Annotated in this window: 9 protein-coding genes and 1 pseudogene; 4 read left to right on the top strand and 6 right to left on the bottom strand. The window is 66.9% G+C overall.

The window, feature by feature from the left end; all coding sequences use genetic code 11:
• Nucleotides 1-16: 16 nt before the first annotated feature.
• Both VGB75_12055 and VGB75_12050 read left to right on the top strand, forming a co-directional pair.
• A complete protein-coding gene (locus tag VGB75_12055) occupies nucleotides 17-655 on the top strand; it encodes a maleylpyruvate isomerase family mycothiol-dependent enzyme (protein HEY0167763.1) in 639 nt (212 codons plus the stop codon).
• 111 nt (nucleotides 656-766) lie between these two features.
• Complete coding sequence (locus VGB75_12050; GenBank protein ID HEY0167762.1) at nucleotides 767-1,753, top strand: DNA polymerase III subunit delta; 987 nt, start codon at nucleotides 767-769, stop codon at nucleotides 1,751-1,753.
• 22 nt (nucleotides 1,754-1,775) lie between these two features.
• On the opposite strand, the gene VGB75_12045 is transcribed toward VGB75_12050, so the two are convergent.
• The 4 genes from VGB75_12045 to VGB75_12030 form a co-directional block, all read right to left on the bottom strand.
• Nucleotides 1,776-2,684, bottom strand: coding sequence for an endonuclease/exonuclease/phosphatase family protein (locus VGB75_12045; GenBank protein HEY0167761.1), 909 nt, complete (start codon nucleotides 2,682-2,684; stop codon nucleotides 1,776-1,778).
• Nucleotides 2,685-2,907: 223 nt separating this feature from the next.
• A complete protein-coding gene (gene rpsT, locus VGB75_12040; GenBank protein ID HEY0167760.1) occupies nucleotides 2,908-3,168 on the bottom strand; it encodes a 30S ribosomal protein S20 in 261 nt (86 codons plus the stop codon).
• Nucleotides 3,169-3,337: 169 nt separating this feature from the next.
• Nucleotides 3,338-3,748 carry a hypothetical protein gene (locus tag VGB75_12035; protein ID HEY0167759.1) on the bottom strand — a complete coding sequence of 137 codons (411 nt, stop codon included), beginning with the start codon at nucleotides 3,746-3,748 and terminating at the stop codon, nucleotides 3,338-3,340.
• Nucleotides 3,749-3,921: 173 nt separating this feature from the next.
• A complete protein-coding gene (locus VGB75_12030; GenBank protein HEY0167758.1) occupies nucleotides 3,922-4,236 on the bottom strand; it encodes a hypothetical protein in 315 nt (104 codons plus the stop codon).
• A 137-nt stretch (nucleotides 4,237-4,373) separates the two neighbouring features.
• Between VGB75_12030 and VGB75_12025 the strand changes: the two are divergent.
• A pseudogene (locus tag VGB75_12025) lies at nucleotides 4,374-4,487 on the top strand (uroporphyrinogen-III synthase).
• A gap of 89 nt (nucleotides 4,488-4,576) precedes the next feature.
• Nucleotides 4,577-4,873 (top strand): uroporphyrinogen-III synthase, encoded by a 297-nt coding sequence (locus VGB75_12020; protein HEY0167757.1) that lies wholly within the window; start codon nucleotides 4,577-4,579, stop codon nucleotides 4,871-4,873.
• Nucleotides 4,874-4,943: 70 nt separating this feature from the next.
• Here VGB75_12020 and VGB75_12015 read toward each other — a convergent pair whose 3' ends face one another.
• Entirely contained in the window at nucleotides 4,944-5,633 is a 690-nt protein-coding gene (locus VGB75_12015) for a hypothetical protein (protein ID HEY0167756.1), read from the bottom strand.
• 92 nt (nucleotides 5,634-5,725) lie between these two features.
• Nucleotides 5,726-14,431 (bottom strand): SpvB/TcaC N-terminal domain-containing protein, encoded by an 8,706-nt coding sequence (locus tag VGB75_12010; GenBank protein HEY0167755.1) that lies wholly within the window; start codon nucleotides 14,429-14,431, stop codon nucleotides 5,726-5,728.
• Between the last annotated feature and the right edge of the window lie 89 nt (nucleotides 14,432-14,520).

Here is a 14,520-nt window from a genome sequence, read left to right as displayed (position 1 = left end):
GGCCGGTTCCTCTGCGATGGCAGCGTCGCCGGCGGACACCCAGCTGAAGGAACTGATCACGGCCGAGCGCCGGGAGTTGGCCGCGGTGCTCAGCGGCCTGCCGGAGGAGTCCTGGAACGCCCCGACGCTGTGCTCGCAATGGCGGGTGCGTGAGGTGGTCGCGCACATGGAGATGCTCTACGGCTACTCCGCGGCGCGGTTTCTGTCCGAGCTGGCCAGGTCGGGCGGGCGCTTCCACCGGATGGTCGACCGTTGCGCTCGGCGAGACGGCTCGGCGCCGCCGGGTCAGCTGGTGTCGGTGATGGCTGACTCCGCGGAGTCGGCGCGCAAGGCGGCGGGTGTCGGGTACGAGGGGACGTTGACGCATGACGTGATCCACGGCCTGGACGTCACTGTGGGGCTGGGCCTGGACCGGCGGGTGCCCGAGGATCGGCTGCGGGTCGTCCTGGACGCCGTCACCAAACCCAAGTCGCTCAAGCACTTCGGCGCCGCGCTGGACGGCGTCGAGCTGCGCGCTGAGGACCTCGACTGGTCTTTTGGAACGGGGGAGCCGGTGTTCGGCGCGGCTCAGGACCTGGCTCTGGTGATCTGCGGACGCAGGTTGCCGGCCGGGCGGCTGCGCGGCGGGCCGAGCCTGCGGTTCACCGACTCCTGAGCGGTCCGGGTGAGGGGCCGGCCCGGGCTGGAAGCCGACTCGGCCCCGCTTGACGCGGGTGCGGCGGGGACGCGGGGGCGCCTCGTCGCACCCGCGTGACACGATGGCGGTGTGCCACCCGCCGCCGGAAGTGCCGCTGACCCTGCGATTGCCCCGCTGACCCTGGTCGTGGGGGATGAGGAGTTCCTGATCAGCCGCGCGCTGGAGGACCTGCGCAACGCCGTTCTCGCCGAGGACCCCGACGCCGAGGTGCACGAGGCCGAAGCCGGCGTGGTCGAGCCGGCCGAGTTGCTGCAGCTGCTGAGCCCGTCGCTGTTCGGCGGCCGCCGGCTGGTGGTGCTGCGCTCGGCTCAGGACCTGCCGGCAGCCCGGGTGCAGACGATCGTGCCGCTGCTGCTGGACACCGACCCCGACTCGACGGTCGTCGTCCAGCACCTGGGCGGCGCGAAGGGCAAGGCGGTGCTCGACGCCGTCCGCAAGGCCAAGCCGGCCGAGATCGCCTGCGCCAAGATGAGCCGGGCCGAGGACCGGCGCGCGTTTCTGCGCAGCGAGGTGCGCCGGTTCCGCGGCCGGATCACCCCCGAGGCCGCGGCGGCGCTGATGGAGGCGGTCGGCAGCGACCTGCGCGAGATCTCGGCGACGGCGGCCCAGTTGGTCGGCGACAGCGGCGGCTCCATCGACGTCGACGCGGTCGCGGCCTACCACCGGGGCAAGGCCGAGGTCAGCGGGTTCGCGGTCGCCGACCAGGCGGTGGTCGGCAACGTCGCCGGCGCGGTGACCAACCTGCGCTGGGCGCTGAACGTCGGGGTTCCGGCGGTGGTGATCGCCGACGCGCTCGCCGACGGGGTGCGGACGGTGGCCCGGGTGCTCGGCGCGGGGCCGGGCGATCCGTTCCGGCTGGCCCCGGCGCTGGGCATGCCGCCCTGGAAGGTCAAGCGGGCCCGGACCCAGGCCGGTGGCTGGACCGAGCCGGGGCTGCGGCATGCGTTAGGCGTGGTCGCTGCTTTGAACGCCGACGTCAAGGGAGCGGCCGCCGACCCGGCCTACGCGCTGGAGTCGGCGGTGCGCCGGATCGCCGCCGCCCGCAGCGAGCGCTGAGGCGGATCGCCGCCGCCGTCCTTTAGAAGTTGCGGACCACGCTGCCGAACAGCGGGTCGTGGTCTGAGGTCACCGAGGACGTGGCGTCTCCGTCTGAGATGGTGAAGTGGTTGTTGGTCGTGAAGATGTAGTCGATCTTGGGATCGGTCGTGAACGGCGCGTCGTGGGTGCCCTCGTTGCAGGTGCTGGTCTGGCTGGTGCGGCTGGCGCAGGCGTCGACCTCCCGGAAGCGCCCGGTCCCGTTGGCGCCGGTGTAGTACGGGCCGTAGATGTGGTCGAGCACGTAGCTGCCGGGGGTGGTGTTGAAGTCGCCGGCCAGCACGACCGGCGTTGTGTAGCTGTTGACCTTGTTGGCCACCGCGATCGCCTGGGTGTTGCGGTTCTGCTCGTTCGCGCTGGAGCTGCCGGGGCTCAGGTGGGTCACGCAGTACCGGAAGGAGGGCGCGACGATGTGGGCGCACAGCAGCATCCGGTCCTCTCCGAAGTCCGGCAGCAGGATCCGCTCGGCGCTGTCAGCCGGTGCGGTGCTGGTGGTGTGGCGGATGAGCAGGCCGTTGCCGTAGCCCTGGCAGGCGCTGTTGAGCGCTGAGTTGCCGGCGGCGATCGTCTGCCCGAAGACAGCCTGGTAGGTCAGGCCCTTGGCCGCCAGGGCGTTCTTGGCGGCGGTCAGCTGGTTTGCGCAGACCTCGTTGATCGAGACGACATGGGCGCCGTGGCTGTAGGCGCTGTTGGCGATGTCCTGGCCGGCGGTGTTGGCGCCGGCGTAGCAGACGTTGCCGCAGATGTTGATCTGCATGTACTGCTGGGCGACGCCCGCGTGCGCGGCGGTGACGGGCGCCATCAGCCAGCTGAGCAGCGTCAGCGAGGCGACCAGCACCGCGGTGGGCAGCGACTTGGCTCGGGCGCCAGTCATCACTCTTGCGCCAGTCATGGAGGTCTCCGTCTCGCCGGTGCGCGGCCGCCGGAAGGCCTCGCTCGCTAGGCGAACATAGCGGACAAACACTTCATGATGGGTGATCGCCGGTGGGGGAACGCCGGAGCGGAGCCCAGACGCGAGGCGAGGGAAGGCGCGCCGCTCGTCCCGGACGCAGGCAGCACACAGCCCGCGTCCCGGCCGGAGCCGGTACGCGGGCTGTTGAAGTGTGCGAACCGACCTAGAGCGAGCTGGTGTGCTTCGCCATCGCCGACTTCTTGTTGGCGGCCTGGTTGGCGTGGATGACGCCCTTGCTGACGGCCTTGTCCAGCTGCCGCGAGGCGTGCGCCAGAGCAGTGGTGGCCTTGTCCTTGTCACCGGACTCGGCGGCGGTGCGGAAGGACCGGATCGCGGTCTTCAGCGCGCTCTTGGTGCTCTTGTTGCGCAGCCGAGCGGCCTCGTTGGTGCGGATCCGCTTGATCTGGGACTTGATGTTCGCCACGAAGTTGCCTCAAATGCCGATCGTTGAGCCGAATGAAGGTAGTGATGGTTCCGGCGCAGAGTGCCGGACAACCTCGCCAGATTACCAGTGCGCGCGGCCGGCCCCCAAATCAGTGGCCAAGGAGGCCTGCCGCGACTTGAGCAGTCGGGTCAGCCGAGCGGCGGGACTGCTAGATCGTGGGACGCGAGCGGACGGTCACCAGCTCGAAGCGGGTGTAGAGGAAGGTCCGGACCGCGTCGGGCTCGGACAGCACGTCGGTGACCGGGCCGTCGTCGGCGCCGTCGAGGCCGTAGGCCAGGGCCGTGCCCTCCTCGAAGTACACCGGGCTGTCCACCGGGGCCACGTCGGTCAGCCGGACCATCACGTACCGGTCACCGATCTCGGCGATCAGCGCGGCCGCGTCGGCGTCGTCGCCGGGCGTCTTGGCGGTGTGCACCGACAGCACCTGCTGCCAGTCGTCCTCACCGCCCGGCGCGGTGTTCACCAGGTCACCGGCCAGCAGGGCGGGAGCGGGAATGCGGTACTCAGCGACGGCGCGCGGGTCGGCGACGGCACGCGGGTCAGCAACGGGATGGGTCATGTGCACATCCTCGCATCCAGCCATCCGCGCTTACCGGTGAGGCGAACTCTGGCAGAGCTGGGTACCAGCGAACCGATCGACAAGGCGATTGCTGTCTGTGCACCTCCCTGGTGCACAGATGCCGAGGAGCGCCAGGGTATCCGGCCGGAACTGGCGTGGGTGGCGATCCGTACTTAGTGGCGATGTCGCCGATCATTCGGAGCTGGTCCGAGGTCAACCGGGCCGCCGTCGATCCGGACCCGGAGCATGAAGTACTCGTCCTCGAGCTCCTCAGGCTCCAAGATGGCGGTCCGGCCGCCGGGGATGCCCTGGGCTCGCTGGGTGTAGAGGCCGTACCAGCGGAACCGGCCGCGCAGGTCACCGGGATCAATGCCGTCGAACCCGGTGTGCTGGTAGATGTCGATGATCCGCTGCTTGACCAGCAGACCGTCGGTGTCGCGCTTGCTGCGCTCTTGGGGTTCAGGGGTTCGCGATAGCCCAGCGCCCACTGACCTTGCCCCTTGCCCCTTGCCTGCTGCCATGCCGGCCGCATTCCCTTCACAATTGCCCCGTTTCGGGGTGGTACATCAGGACGAAGGATTCTCAACAGGTTGAGCACTGGTATCAGGGATGCCCGCATGACGACGTGCTGGACCCGATCGACCGGGTGCTGCTGCCGCGGGCCGACATCGCCACCGAGACACTGGCCGAGGGGCTGCGCCAGCGCGGCTGGGAGATCGACGACGTGACCGCCTACCGGACCGTTCGAGCGGCGCCGCCGGCGGCCGAGATCCGCGACGCCATCAAGTCCGGCGGCTTCCAGCGGTCTGCTTCACCTCGTCCTCGACGGTGCGCAACCTGGTCGGCATCGCCGGCAAGCCGCACAACAAGACGGTGGTGGCCTGCATCGGGCCGCAGACCGCGGCTACGGCGCGCGAGTTCGGGCTGCGGGTGGACGTGCAGCCCGAGACCGCGAATGTGGCGTCGCTGATCGACATGCTGGGTGCTCGCCGGCCGTCGCGGTGGACAGGAGCCCCTGAGGAGGACCGTCGCGCCGACTCGCAGGCCGTTTCAGTCTTGCCGAGTCGTACGGTTATACGGCCGGTCAAGCGATCTGCATCTCCTCGCCGAGCAACGTCGAACTGAGGCTGCGATCGTGAGATCGTCCGGATCTCTTCTGCGCCTCCATCCTTTCAATGGCCGTGGACGGGGCACGCTAGTCATGTCTGTTGGAACTCGGCTCATGCGGCTTTAAGGCAGCATAGGCCTGTGCGATCTTGAGGTCATGCTCGATGGCGCGTCTGAGGGAACTGAACGTCCCCCAGACGCGGAGTTGTCCGAGCAGCAGGGCAAAGATTTGGTGACGGTAGCCTGAAGGCTCGACTATCCAGGGTTCCCAGATTCTGTCGTCTGCAGTATGGACCATGCACCAATTACCTTCAACGCGATGCCGTACCAACTCACCGACGTAGGCTAGGAGGCGCAGGAACTGCTCGCGTTCCAGATACACATCGGCCCCGCGACGCCGCACCAGGCCGTCGACGGCATCCAATCCTTCACTGGTGCCGCCGAGCTCCTCTTCGAGCTGACCGGCCAACTCACCAGCGAGGCGCATAACGTCGGTGACAAACTCCGGCCCCCGAGGAAGCCACTCCGCCATGACATGGGTCGGATGTCTACGCTCTCCCGTCCACTCCTTCGCCAGGTGGAGTACCTCTGTTCGTGACTGGAAGAGCCGGCCATTGCCATCCGGGATTACAAGCAGAAGCTTGTCTTCCGGCAAGCGGTAAGCATCGCAACGCCCGCTCTCGGCCAGCTCGGGGTCGAGCTGGCCGATGCCGCTGGCCAGCATTTCACGTACCCGCTCGGGAGGGATCGGTTGAAAGGGGGGGATGTCCGTGGCCATTCGCACTCACCTGTTCCGCTGTGCTCACTCGATACTCCGTGTTCGCGTGGGCGAGGTCAAGGGGGCCTTGTCAACCCGCTCCGCCATCGCACCTAGTCCTCTACAATAGGGGGATTGGGGTCGGGGAAGTAATCAGGTGTGTCGTTAAGTATAAACGGGATCAACGGGCTCCTTGCGATCGGCAGGTTATAAACGACTGCACCCATGGCCTTGGGATAGTTCAGCGCCATCATAGGGGTGAAACCGAGTAAGGCGCTATTTGGGTTTTCACGCGTTCCGGCTGGCACGGTATAGGCCAAGGCCTGGGCAAGCAGCACCCCACGCTTCTCGGCGTATGTGACGATATCCGAACCGATTATTGTGTTGGAGGTCGTAGGAAAAGCGAGCAGGGGTACGTATCCCGCCGTAGCGGCTTCACTATTAGCAAGCTCGTCGATCATGGATCGAATCTGGTAGTTATTAGAGCTGAGATGCAGAGTTCCATTAACAGCCTTCACCTCGAAGAACACACTATTAGAATATTTGTTGATCGTAGGTGCACCCGTCCCTGTGTCAGTTGTGACAATGTGAAGGGGGCCGACGGCATCAGGCCTGATTGAGGGCGGCACAGTGCCCATGGCCATTTCCCACCACGTCTGGGGAGGAGTAAATAGCGCGCGGTTTTCCGTCCTGCCCCAATACTGCATTGCTGCTCGTTGGAACCCTAAGCCAATATCTTGGTTGTATTGGACTCCCTCGTGGTTCCATCCGACCCCTTGGTAATACGAGTAACGGTGGAGTTCGGCTGTGGTAAGCGCCTGCCGTCCGTCTGGATCGGCCTTCGACATAGGGTTGGCGTCAGCATAGTTGTAGGGATTAAGGAAACTTGGCGCAGTAACGTTCGACGGCTGGGCCAAGTTCTTATGAAGCGCTGGGTCGGGGCTCTGCCAGACCGAGGTACGCGGGTCGTGGTAGCGAGCGCCGAAGTAGTAGAGCCCGGTCTCTTCGTCTAGTTCCTTGCCGGCGAACCGGTACGGCGTCCGCTGGCTGTTGCTCTTCTCCTCGATCCAGGCTTCGCCGGATGGGAAGTACTCGAGGTGTTCGTAGAGCTTGCCGCCAGAGTCGGTGACGTAGTTGGTGCTGGAGAGCTGGTCGGCGTGGAAGTAGTAGGTGTCCTTCTCGTAGGCGTTGGCCTTGACCAGCTTCGACGCGACCCGGGTGGTGTCAATGAAGACGTGCTTGGTGCCGATCTGCCCGTTGCGCATGGTGAAGTACTGGTTGACGTAGGCGGTCTCACCCTGCGGCCCGCGCTTGATGACGCGTTGGCCGGCGTCGTCGTACTTGTACCTCTGTTCCTGGCCGTTGTCGAAGATGCTCTGGATGCGGTTTTCCTCGTCCCAGATGATGGTGCGTTGCTGGCCGTTGTTGTCATCGGACCAGCCGAGCTGGTTGCCGTTGGCGTCGTAGGCGTAGGTCTGGGTGCCGATGTGGGACGGGGCGTGCGGCTGGGTGGCCGCGTAGGCGTAGGCGTAGCTGTACGTGGTCTCGCCCTGCGTCACGGGGGTGCCGGAGCCCTGCGCGATGGTGTTGGTCTGGTTCTTGACGGTGATGTTGTGCAGGTTGTCGTAGCCGAGTGCGTAGCTGTAGTTGTTGGACTTGCCGGGCGCGAACTGGTAGGAGCCGCTGGCGTCGGTGAGCCGGTCCAAGTCGTCATAGGTGAACGTTTGCGTGGACGGGCCACCGAAGTTTGGCGGGGCCGGCATCGCGATGTTGTTGGCGACCGACTTGACGTTGCCGACCTTGTTGTAGGTGTAGCTGGCGTTCTGGAAGTTGCCCAGGTCGGCGCCGTTGGGCGACAGCAGCGGTCCGGCCTGCTGGTTACTGAGCCGGCGCATCACCGGGTCGAAGGCATAAGTGGTCTTGACGCCGTTGCCGTCCTGGACGAAGGCCTTCTGGCCGAACTTGTCGTACTCCAGCCGGGTGACGTAGGAGTAGTTGTCGTTGCCCTTGACACCGCTCGCGGCGCGGACCATGCCGCCGGAGTCATACCGGTAGGTCAGCGTCTCGCCGTCGGGGTAGATCATCGACTGCTGCCGGCCGAAGGTGTCATAGACGTAGGAGGTTGTGTACGTCTTGGGCGAGCTGCCGGTGTCGCCGACGACCGTCCGGACTTCCTTGGTGGTCTCGCCGAGTTTGCCGTAGAACCGGTCCTCGCTGCCGGCCTGATCAGTGACCCGGGTGATCCGGCCGGCCCGGTTGTCACTGGCCCCCGACGCGCCATAGGCATAGGTCACGTTGTTGGCCGGGAACCGCGGGTAGTTGATCCACACCAGCCGGTCCACGTCATAGCCGTAGCTGACCTGCTGACTGGTCGCGGCCAGGTTCGCCGTCACCTTCGCGGTCAGGTTGGACGCCAGGTCGTAGGACATGGTGGTCTTGCCTGTGTCGGGGTTGTCGATCACCGTGCGCCGGCCGAGGTTGTCAAAGCTCTGCCGGGTGATGTTGTTGCTGTTGTCCTTGACGGTGACCAGTTCACCCAACGGGTTGTAGACGTAACTGGTCCAAATTCGCTCATAAGTCGGCGCACCCGTGGGGGTGTGGTACTCCTTCAGGGCCACCAACTGCTCGCGGACATTGCGGTAGTACTTTTTCTCGTGCCCGTTGGCGTCGGTCACGATCTGCTGGAACTGAGCGATGCCACCGAGGTCGCCGCCAAATTCGTACCTATAGCCGGTCTTGGTGCCGTCCGGATAAATCACCTGTGTCAGGCGGTCCAGCGAGTCGTAGTCGTAGTTCGTGTACATCACGGTGTCGACGCTGGCGTTGAACGTGCCTGGTGTGCCTAACGGCTCGGTCACCGGGTAGCTCACGTGGTTCTGTCGGCCTAGTGAATCGAGGGTGACCTGCCCGCTGACCACCATCACGTCCTTTACCGCGCTGGTGGCGCCGGTGTAGATGGTGGCGTCCTTCTTGGTCTGGATGGTGCGGCCCAGCCCGTCGATGAACACCACCGTGTCGATGGTGTCGGTGGCGCTGCGGTACTTGTCCAGGTGCCGGGTGATCGCCCACGGCGTCGTCGCCTCGGGGTGGTACTCGAACCGGATCGTCGGGGTGATCGTGCCCTGCTCGTACGGGCCGGTGAAACTGGTGGGCCGGCCGAATTCGTCGTAGACATACGTGGTGGAGTTGTTGTTGGCGTCGACCTGGGTCAACACGCTGCCGAACCGCAGATCGTGCGTCGCGGTGGAGGACAACCCGAAGTTGTCGGTGATCTTCGTGACCTGGGTGCCGGTGGGCGTGTCGTATTCGTAGCTCAACCAGCCCCGCTGCCCGCCAGCGTTCGCCGGATCGGTGACCTTGAGGATGTTTCCCTCGGCGGTGTAGGTCAGGTCGGTGACCGCGGCGCTGCCGTCGGCCAGGTACTGCCGCACCTGGGTGACGTCGCCGGTGGCGCAGTTGACCGTGGATTCGCGCCGGCGCATCAAGGTGGCGCCGCCGGTGACGGTGATCGAGTTCGCCGTCCGCACCTGTGTCGTCGGGCAGGAGGTGTAGCCGATCCGGGCGATCACATCGTCGGCGCTGATGGTCTCGCCGTAGTCGGTGGTGGTATCGATGTGGCCCAGAACGTCATAGTGGTTGACCGTTGCGGTGGTCTTGTTCGGCGTCGCCAAACCCTCGTGGAACCGCTTGTCGGTGCGGGTGAGCATCGGGAAAATTGTCGCCGAGGTGCTGGCGCCATCGGCCGGCTCTGCTCCCGTGCTGACGTCGCGCAGGACGTAGGTGTGCTCCGTGTCCGTCATCGGGGCTCCGCCACTGCGGTAGAGCCGTTCCCGGGCCAGCAGCCCGCGGGTGTAGAAGCTGTCGACGCGGAAGTCCTGCACGGTGCTGCGGTAGACGGCGTTGCCGTGTGCGGTGTCGAGTTGCTGCTGGGTGACCTGGGCGTAGCCGTAGAACTCGCGCTCCAGCCGGCTGTAGACACCGCCGGAGTAGGAGTACGCCGTCGCCTGGGTGTCCACGCCGTCGCCGACGTGCCCGTCAGTCAGGGTGACCTTGGTTAGCGTCCACCGCGAGGTGGGGTTGGCGGTGGTGTTGCCGTCCCGGGTGTACTCCATCGTGAACGTGGCGTCCAGCGGCCGGGACACCGACTTGAGCAGGTTGGTGCGGCCGGTCCGGTTGCGGGCGACCTTGAGCTGGCCGTCGTCGGAGCTGGCGAGGTGGTCGGCGTTACCGTCGCCGTCGAGGTCACGCAGGCTGGCCTCGTCCCGGGCCATCGACTGGTCGGTGTCGGCGCCGGGGTTGAGGATCAGGAAGCACTGTGCCCCGCACAGCGGGATCCCGACGGTGAAGTAGGCGCCGGCGCCGAGGCCGGTGCTGCCCGAGCAGAGCCGGGCGTGTTCCCAGTCCAGGTCGGCCTGCCCGACGCTGGTGTCGTCCTTGCAGGCCCCGTTGAGAGCGCCGGACCAGGCGATGGGAGCGGCGAAGCCGTTGCCGGTGTTCAAGCCCACCTGCATACCGCTGCTGCCGCCGGGCAGTACCCGGTCGGCCAGGCCGTCGCCGTTGACGTCCTCGAGGGTCTCGCGGGTGAGTGACTTGTTCTTGGTCAGCGACAGCCCGCCGGCGAAGTCGTACAGGCCGGCGTTGAAGCCGAGGGTCGCCCCGATAGTGCCGTTCTCACTCGCCCCGTCGTTGATGACCGCCGTGCCCCATGGCTCGGCCGCGGCGAAGCCGTAGCCGAGGTTGAGCGCGACCATCAGCTGCGCGCCGTTGCGGCTGACCACGTCGGGCAGCCCGTCGCCGTTGACATCGAGCAGGTCATGCTTGGGCTTGGAGGTGCCCTTACCGAGCCCGGCCTGCACCTGAAGGCCTAGTTGAGCCATCTGGCTGCCGGTCTTGTTGCCCCGCACCGGCCCCGAGTTGGAGGTGTCGACCTCGCCGCGGCCGTTCGCCGCGAAATGGGCCGGGCTGCCCCCGACGCCACCATTGACCGCCGAGGCGTCGCTGTCGCGCGGGGCGCCCAGACCGGACACCGCCTTGCTGGCAGACTCCAGGCCACCGTTCGGCGAGCTGTACTGCACCTTGCCATTGCTGACGATGTCGGGGAACCGGTCACCGTTCAGATCGAGGAAGTCCACGTCGCTGGCGGTGCCGCCGGTCGAGGTGGAGCCGGACAGGAACGACACCTCACCGCCCACGGCGTCCTGGGTGGTGTGGCTGAGCCGGGCAACCGCCCGCGCGCCGGCAACATCGGCCGCCGTGGGCACCCCGATGCTGTCCATCCCCTCCCGGGAGGCGCTCATCGTCGACGCCTTCACCCACGCCGAGCCGTCAGCCCCCCGCCAGGAACCGTCCTCCGCAGAGGGGTAGAACGGGTGCGCATTCGCGGTTCGGGGGTCATAGGTCGAACTGGAGCTGAACGCCTGGTCCAAATCGGCCTCGACGATCGGGCCGGTCCCGCGAGCCCCGGCGCCGTTGTAGCCGACATAGCTCCAACCGCGGTAGGGCGCTGCCAGCATGCCCGAGGTGGCCGCGGAATACCACGATAGCGACGGGGCGACCGCCGCCATCCCCGGTCGGGTGACCTCCACCCACCTCGACGTGATCTTTGCTCGGAGGGTGGGGTCGGCCGAGGCTACGTTGAAGAACACGAACTCGTTGACTGTGACGTCCACCGGAAACGCGCCGGTACCGCTCACTACGCCATTGGAGATGGTGATGGTCCTTTTCGCCATGAGGCCACCACGGCGCTTGACAGTGAAGGTTGCCGTGCCGTTGGCGCCCGAAGCCGCGGTGATGACCGGCTTCACGGAGACGGTCTCAGTGGCGGGCGCTGTCCACTGCTGCCCATCCACTGAGGTGCTGGTGTTGGCCGGGTAGGTGTCGATGTCGAACGGCGGGTGCAGCTGGATCAGCGGGTTGCCGGCGTCGTCGGTGACGGTGGCCACGTCGGGCGAGCTGAGGTAGTGCAGGGTCGGCGTCCAGGCCAGCTTGCTCACGTCGATCGGCGTGTCCACTTTCACGTGCAAGGCGATGGTGTCGCCCTTGGCGACGGTCATGTCCGTCTGGACCGGGATGTCACCGATCGCTGTTCCGGCCATGGGCTGGCTGGTGATGACCTGGCCGTTCTTGATGACCTCCAGGGTGATGTCGTCGCTGGTGGCGCCGAGTTTGTGCAGGTTGCCGGTGAGCCGCACGCTGCCGTTCAGCGGCGCCTGCACCTTGGCGCCGCTACGCCCGGCCATGGCGAAGTCCTGCGAGGCCTGATAGCGATAGCCATTCAGCCGGTTGGCGTCGAGGATCGCCGGCTTGGCGACGCCCGACGACACGTACTGGATGACCGGGTCCCAGGTCACCTGGTCATAGGCGCCGTCAGAGCGGGATCCGACCCGGAAGTAGAGACGGTCACCCTTGGTGACGGTGACCGAAGACACGCCGGTCGGGGTCTTGGCGGTGTAGTCGGTGGCGCCGATGACGGCGGACCAGAGTTCGGCGCCGTTGTTCTGGATCGCCACCCGGACGCCGTCGGCGCCGGTGTAGGCGGCGCGCTCGGGGCTGGTGTCCTGGACGAGTGCGGCGGCGCCGGTGATCTGCACAGTGCCGGCGAGAGGCGCGGTCCACCGTCGGAGTACGTCGACCGGTGGGTTGTTGGCGTCCTGCTGGTTCTTGCTGGCGGTGTAGTCGGCCACCAGCCCGGCGGAATCCAGGATGCCGGAGCCGATCGGGACCGAGGTGTCGCTGCTGTCAGCGGTGAAGGTCGGGACGCCGTTGGCGTCGAGGTGGTTGAACAGCACCGCGCCGTCGTGGACCAGGTCAGTGAGCCCGTCGCCGTTGACGTCGCTGAAGTAGGTGGTGTCCTTGGTGAAGGTTTCGGCGTGGTTGGCGAAGGCGTTGACGGTGAGGTAGACCTCGGCGCCGAATGAGGTCGTCTCAGCGGACTCCTTGGCCAGGCCTGGCAGGGTCGGGGTCGCGACGGGTGAGCCGAAGTCGGTCGAGCCGTCCGGGCCGGAGGTGTTGAACCTGACCGAGATTCCGCTGCCGGTCTTGAACACCTTGTCGGGCAGGTCATCGCCGTTGAGGTCGACCAGGGCCAGCTTGCCGTCGGTGCTGCTGTGGCTGAAGCCGACCTTGCCGCCGGCGCTGCCCTGCTTGGTCGGCTTGGTCTGGTTGTAGCCGGCGTAGAGGTGGCCGCCGGTGCTGGTGCTCAGCGATCCGGAGATGGCGCTGGCCTGCCCGCGGCCCAGCAGCCCGCCGGTGACCCCGTCGGCGCCGACCGTCCAGTTCACCGGAGTCGCGTACGCGTCGTAGCCGCCGGCCGTGTTGCGGATGTCGTCGTAATAGCTGAACGTGTGGGTGCCGAGCGAGGTGTTGTTCGCGCCGCGCTGGGTGACCGAGGCGAGCAGCTTCTTACCGAACGCCCCGTTCTGATAGGCCAAATCGTAACTGCGCACCGGGGCGTCCTGGAAGGCGACCTCGATCCGGGCCAGCAGCTCGGCGGTGACCATCTTGAACCCGCCCCGGGCGTCGATCACCACATCGGAGCGGCGGGTGTAGTTCGCGAGTTCGCTGTCGCGGACGAACTTGACGGTGTACGGCCCAGCAGTCGAGCCCTTCCGCGTGTAATCGATCGTCCGCAGGTACAGCTGCCGCCCGAGCACGGTGCCGCCGGCCACCCCGGCGTCGGTCACCGTCTGGTAGTCATAGCGCACCGCGTTGCCGTGCAGCTCCCGGGTCTCGCGCAGCGCCCACCGGAAGATGTTGCCGGCATCGTCGGCCAGCCGGGCCGCGGCTACCGGGCCGGACTCCGGGTCACCGCCGAAGAACGAGCGCGTGCCGTCGGAGTCGGTGACCTCCCACCAGTAGTTGGCGGGCGTGCTGCCGTGCCGGACGATCTTGTTGAACTCGCCCTCGACGCGGGAGCGGAAGACCTTCTCCGCGGTGCGCGGCACCTCCGGGCCGCGGTTGGCGACCGGGGTCAGCTGACCGCCGCCGACCACATAGGTCTCGGTCTCGTTGGCCGCGTCGTAGCGCGGCACGCCCCACCGGGTATCAATGCCGATGCTGGGGACCGACAGGTCCCAGCCCACGCCGAGCCAGCCGTTGCCGGCGGCGGACGAGTAGCCCAGGCCCAACTCGGGCGCCATGCCCTGCCGGCCATCGGGCAGGTCGATCGGATAGGAGATCCGCGCGTCACCCTCGCTGTTGCCCGACGGCGGCTGCACCAGGCCGACACCGCTCGACGGGTCGCCGGCCTTGAGGTCCTTGATGCTGGTCGGGTTCAAAGACACGTTCTCCGGGTGGTCGGGCACCGTCACCGTCGCCGCGATCATGTCGGTGAAGTGGTTGGACAGGCTCTCCACCTGGTCGGCAGTCTGATCCAGGCTGTCCCGCTGCAGCGGCACCCACTGCAGCTGGGCCGTGTCGTAGTAGAAGATCTGCACGTCCTGCTCGGCCAACCCGGCCGGGATCAACGCGTCGTCATAGGGCACCGTGATGTGCAGATCGGCGTCGAAGGTCATGTGCGGGGTGAAGCGGTAACCATCGCGAAGGCCCTCGGTCACATTCGTCATGCCCGAGTCCAGCGGCGGCAGCTGCGAGGCGCACAACGAGTCGGCCTCGATCGCCGTCGGCGCGTCCACCGCCGTCGGCGGCACCTCCACCGTGCTGCCGTCCTGGGTGATCACGGTCGTCGCACCCGGAGCGGCCGTGGTGGTGCTCGGCGGCGGCAGCGAACTGTCAACGCACGCCGGATCCACCGCCATCGCCGCCGTCGGGGCGCCGGGCACCCCGATCGGCGCCACCACCGTGAACAGCGAGACGACCATGACCAGGGCGGTAGATCCGCTGATCCATCGCGTCCGAGGCGAAATCCGACGAGAAACAGGCACGCGCGAAACGCCCATGACGCCCCCTC

This window comes from Jatrophihabitans sp., assembly GCA_036399055.1.
In the GTDB taxonomy this organism is placed as follows: Bacteria; Actinomycetota; Actinomycetes; order Mycobacteriales; family Jatrophihabitantaceae; genus Jatrophihabitans_A.
Note: the sequence above shows the minus strand (reverse complement) of the source record. Positions and strands in the feature narration are given on the sequence as shown.

What these genes read in the sequence shown, in the direction of transcription:
- VGB75_12035 (HEY0167759.1), bottom strand. Translation starts at nt 3,748, where the DNA reads ATGACCCATCCCGTTGCTGACCCGCGTGCCGTCGCCGACCCGCGCGCC.
- VGB75_12010 (HEY0167755.1), bottom strand. Translation starts at nt 14,431, where the DNA reads ATGGTCGTCTCGCTGTTCACGGTGGTGGCGCCGATCGGGGTGCCCGGC.
- VGB75_12015 (HEY0167756.1), bottom strand. Translation starts at nt 5,633, where the DNA reads ATGGCCACGGACATCCCCCCCTTTCAACCGATCCCTCCCGAGCGGGTA.
- VGB75_12055 (HEY0167763.1), top strand. Translation starts at nt 17, where the DNA reads ATGGCAGCGTCGCCGGCGGACACCCAGCTGAAGGAACTGATCACGGCC.
- VGB75_12045 (HEY0167761.1), bottom strand. Translation starts at nt 2,684, where the DNA reads ATGACTGGCGCAAGAGTGATGACTGGCGCCCGAGCCAAGTCGCTGCCC.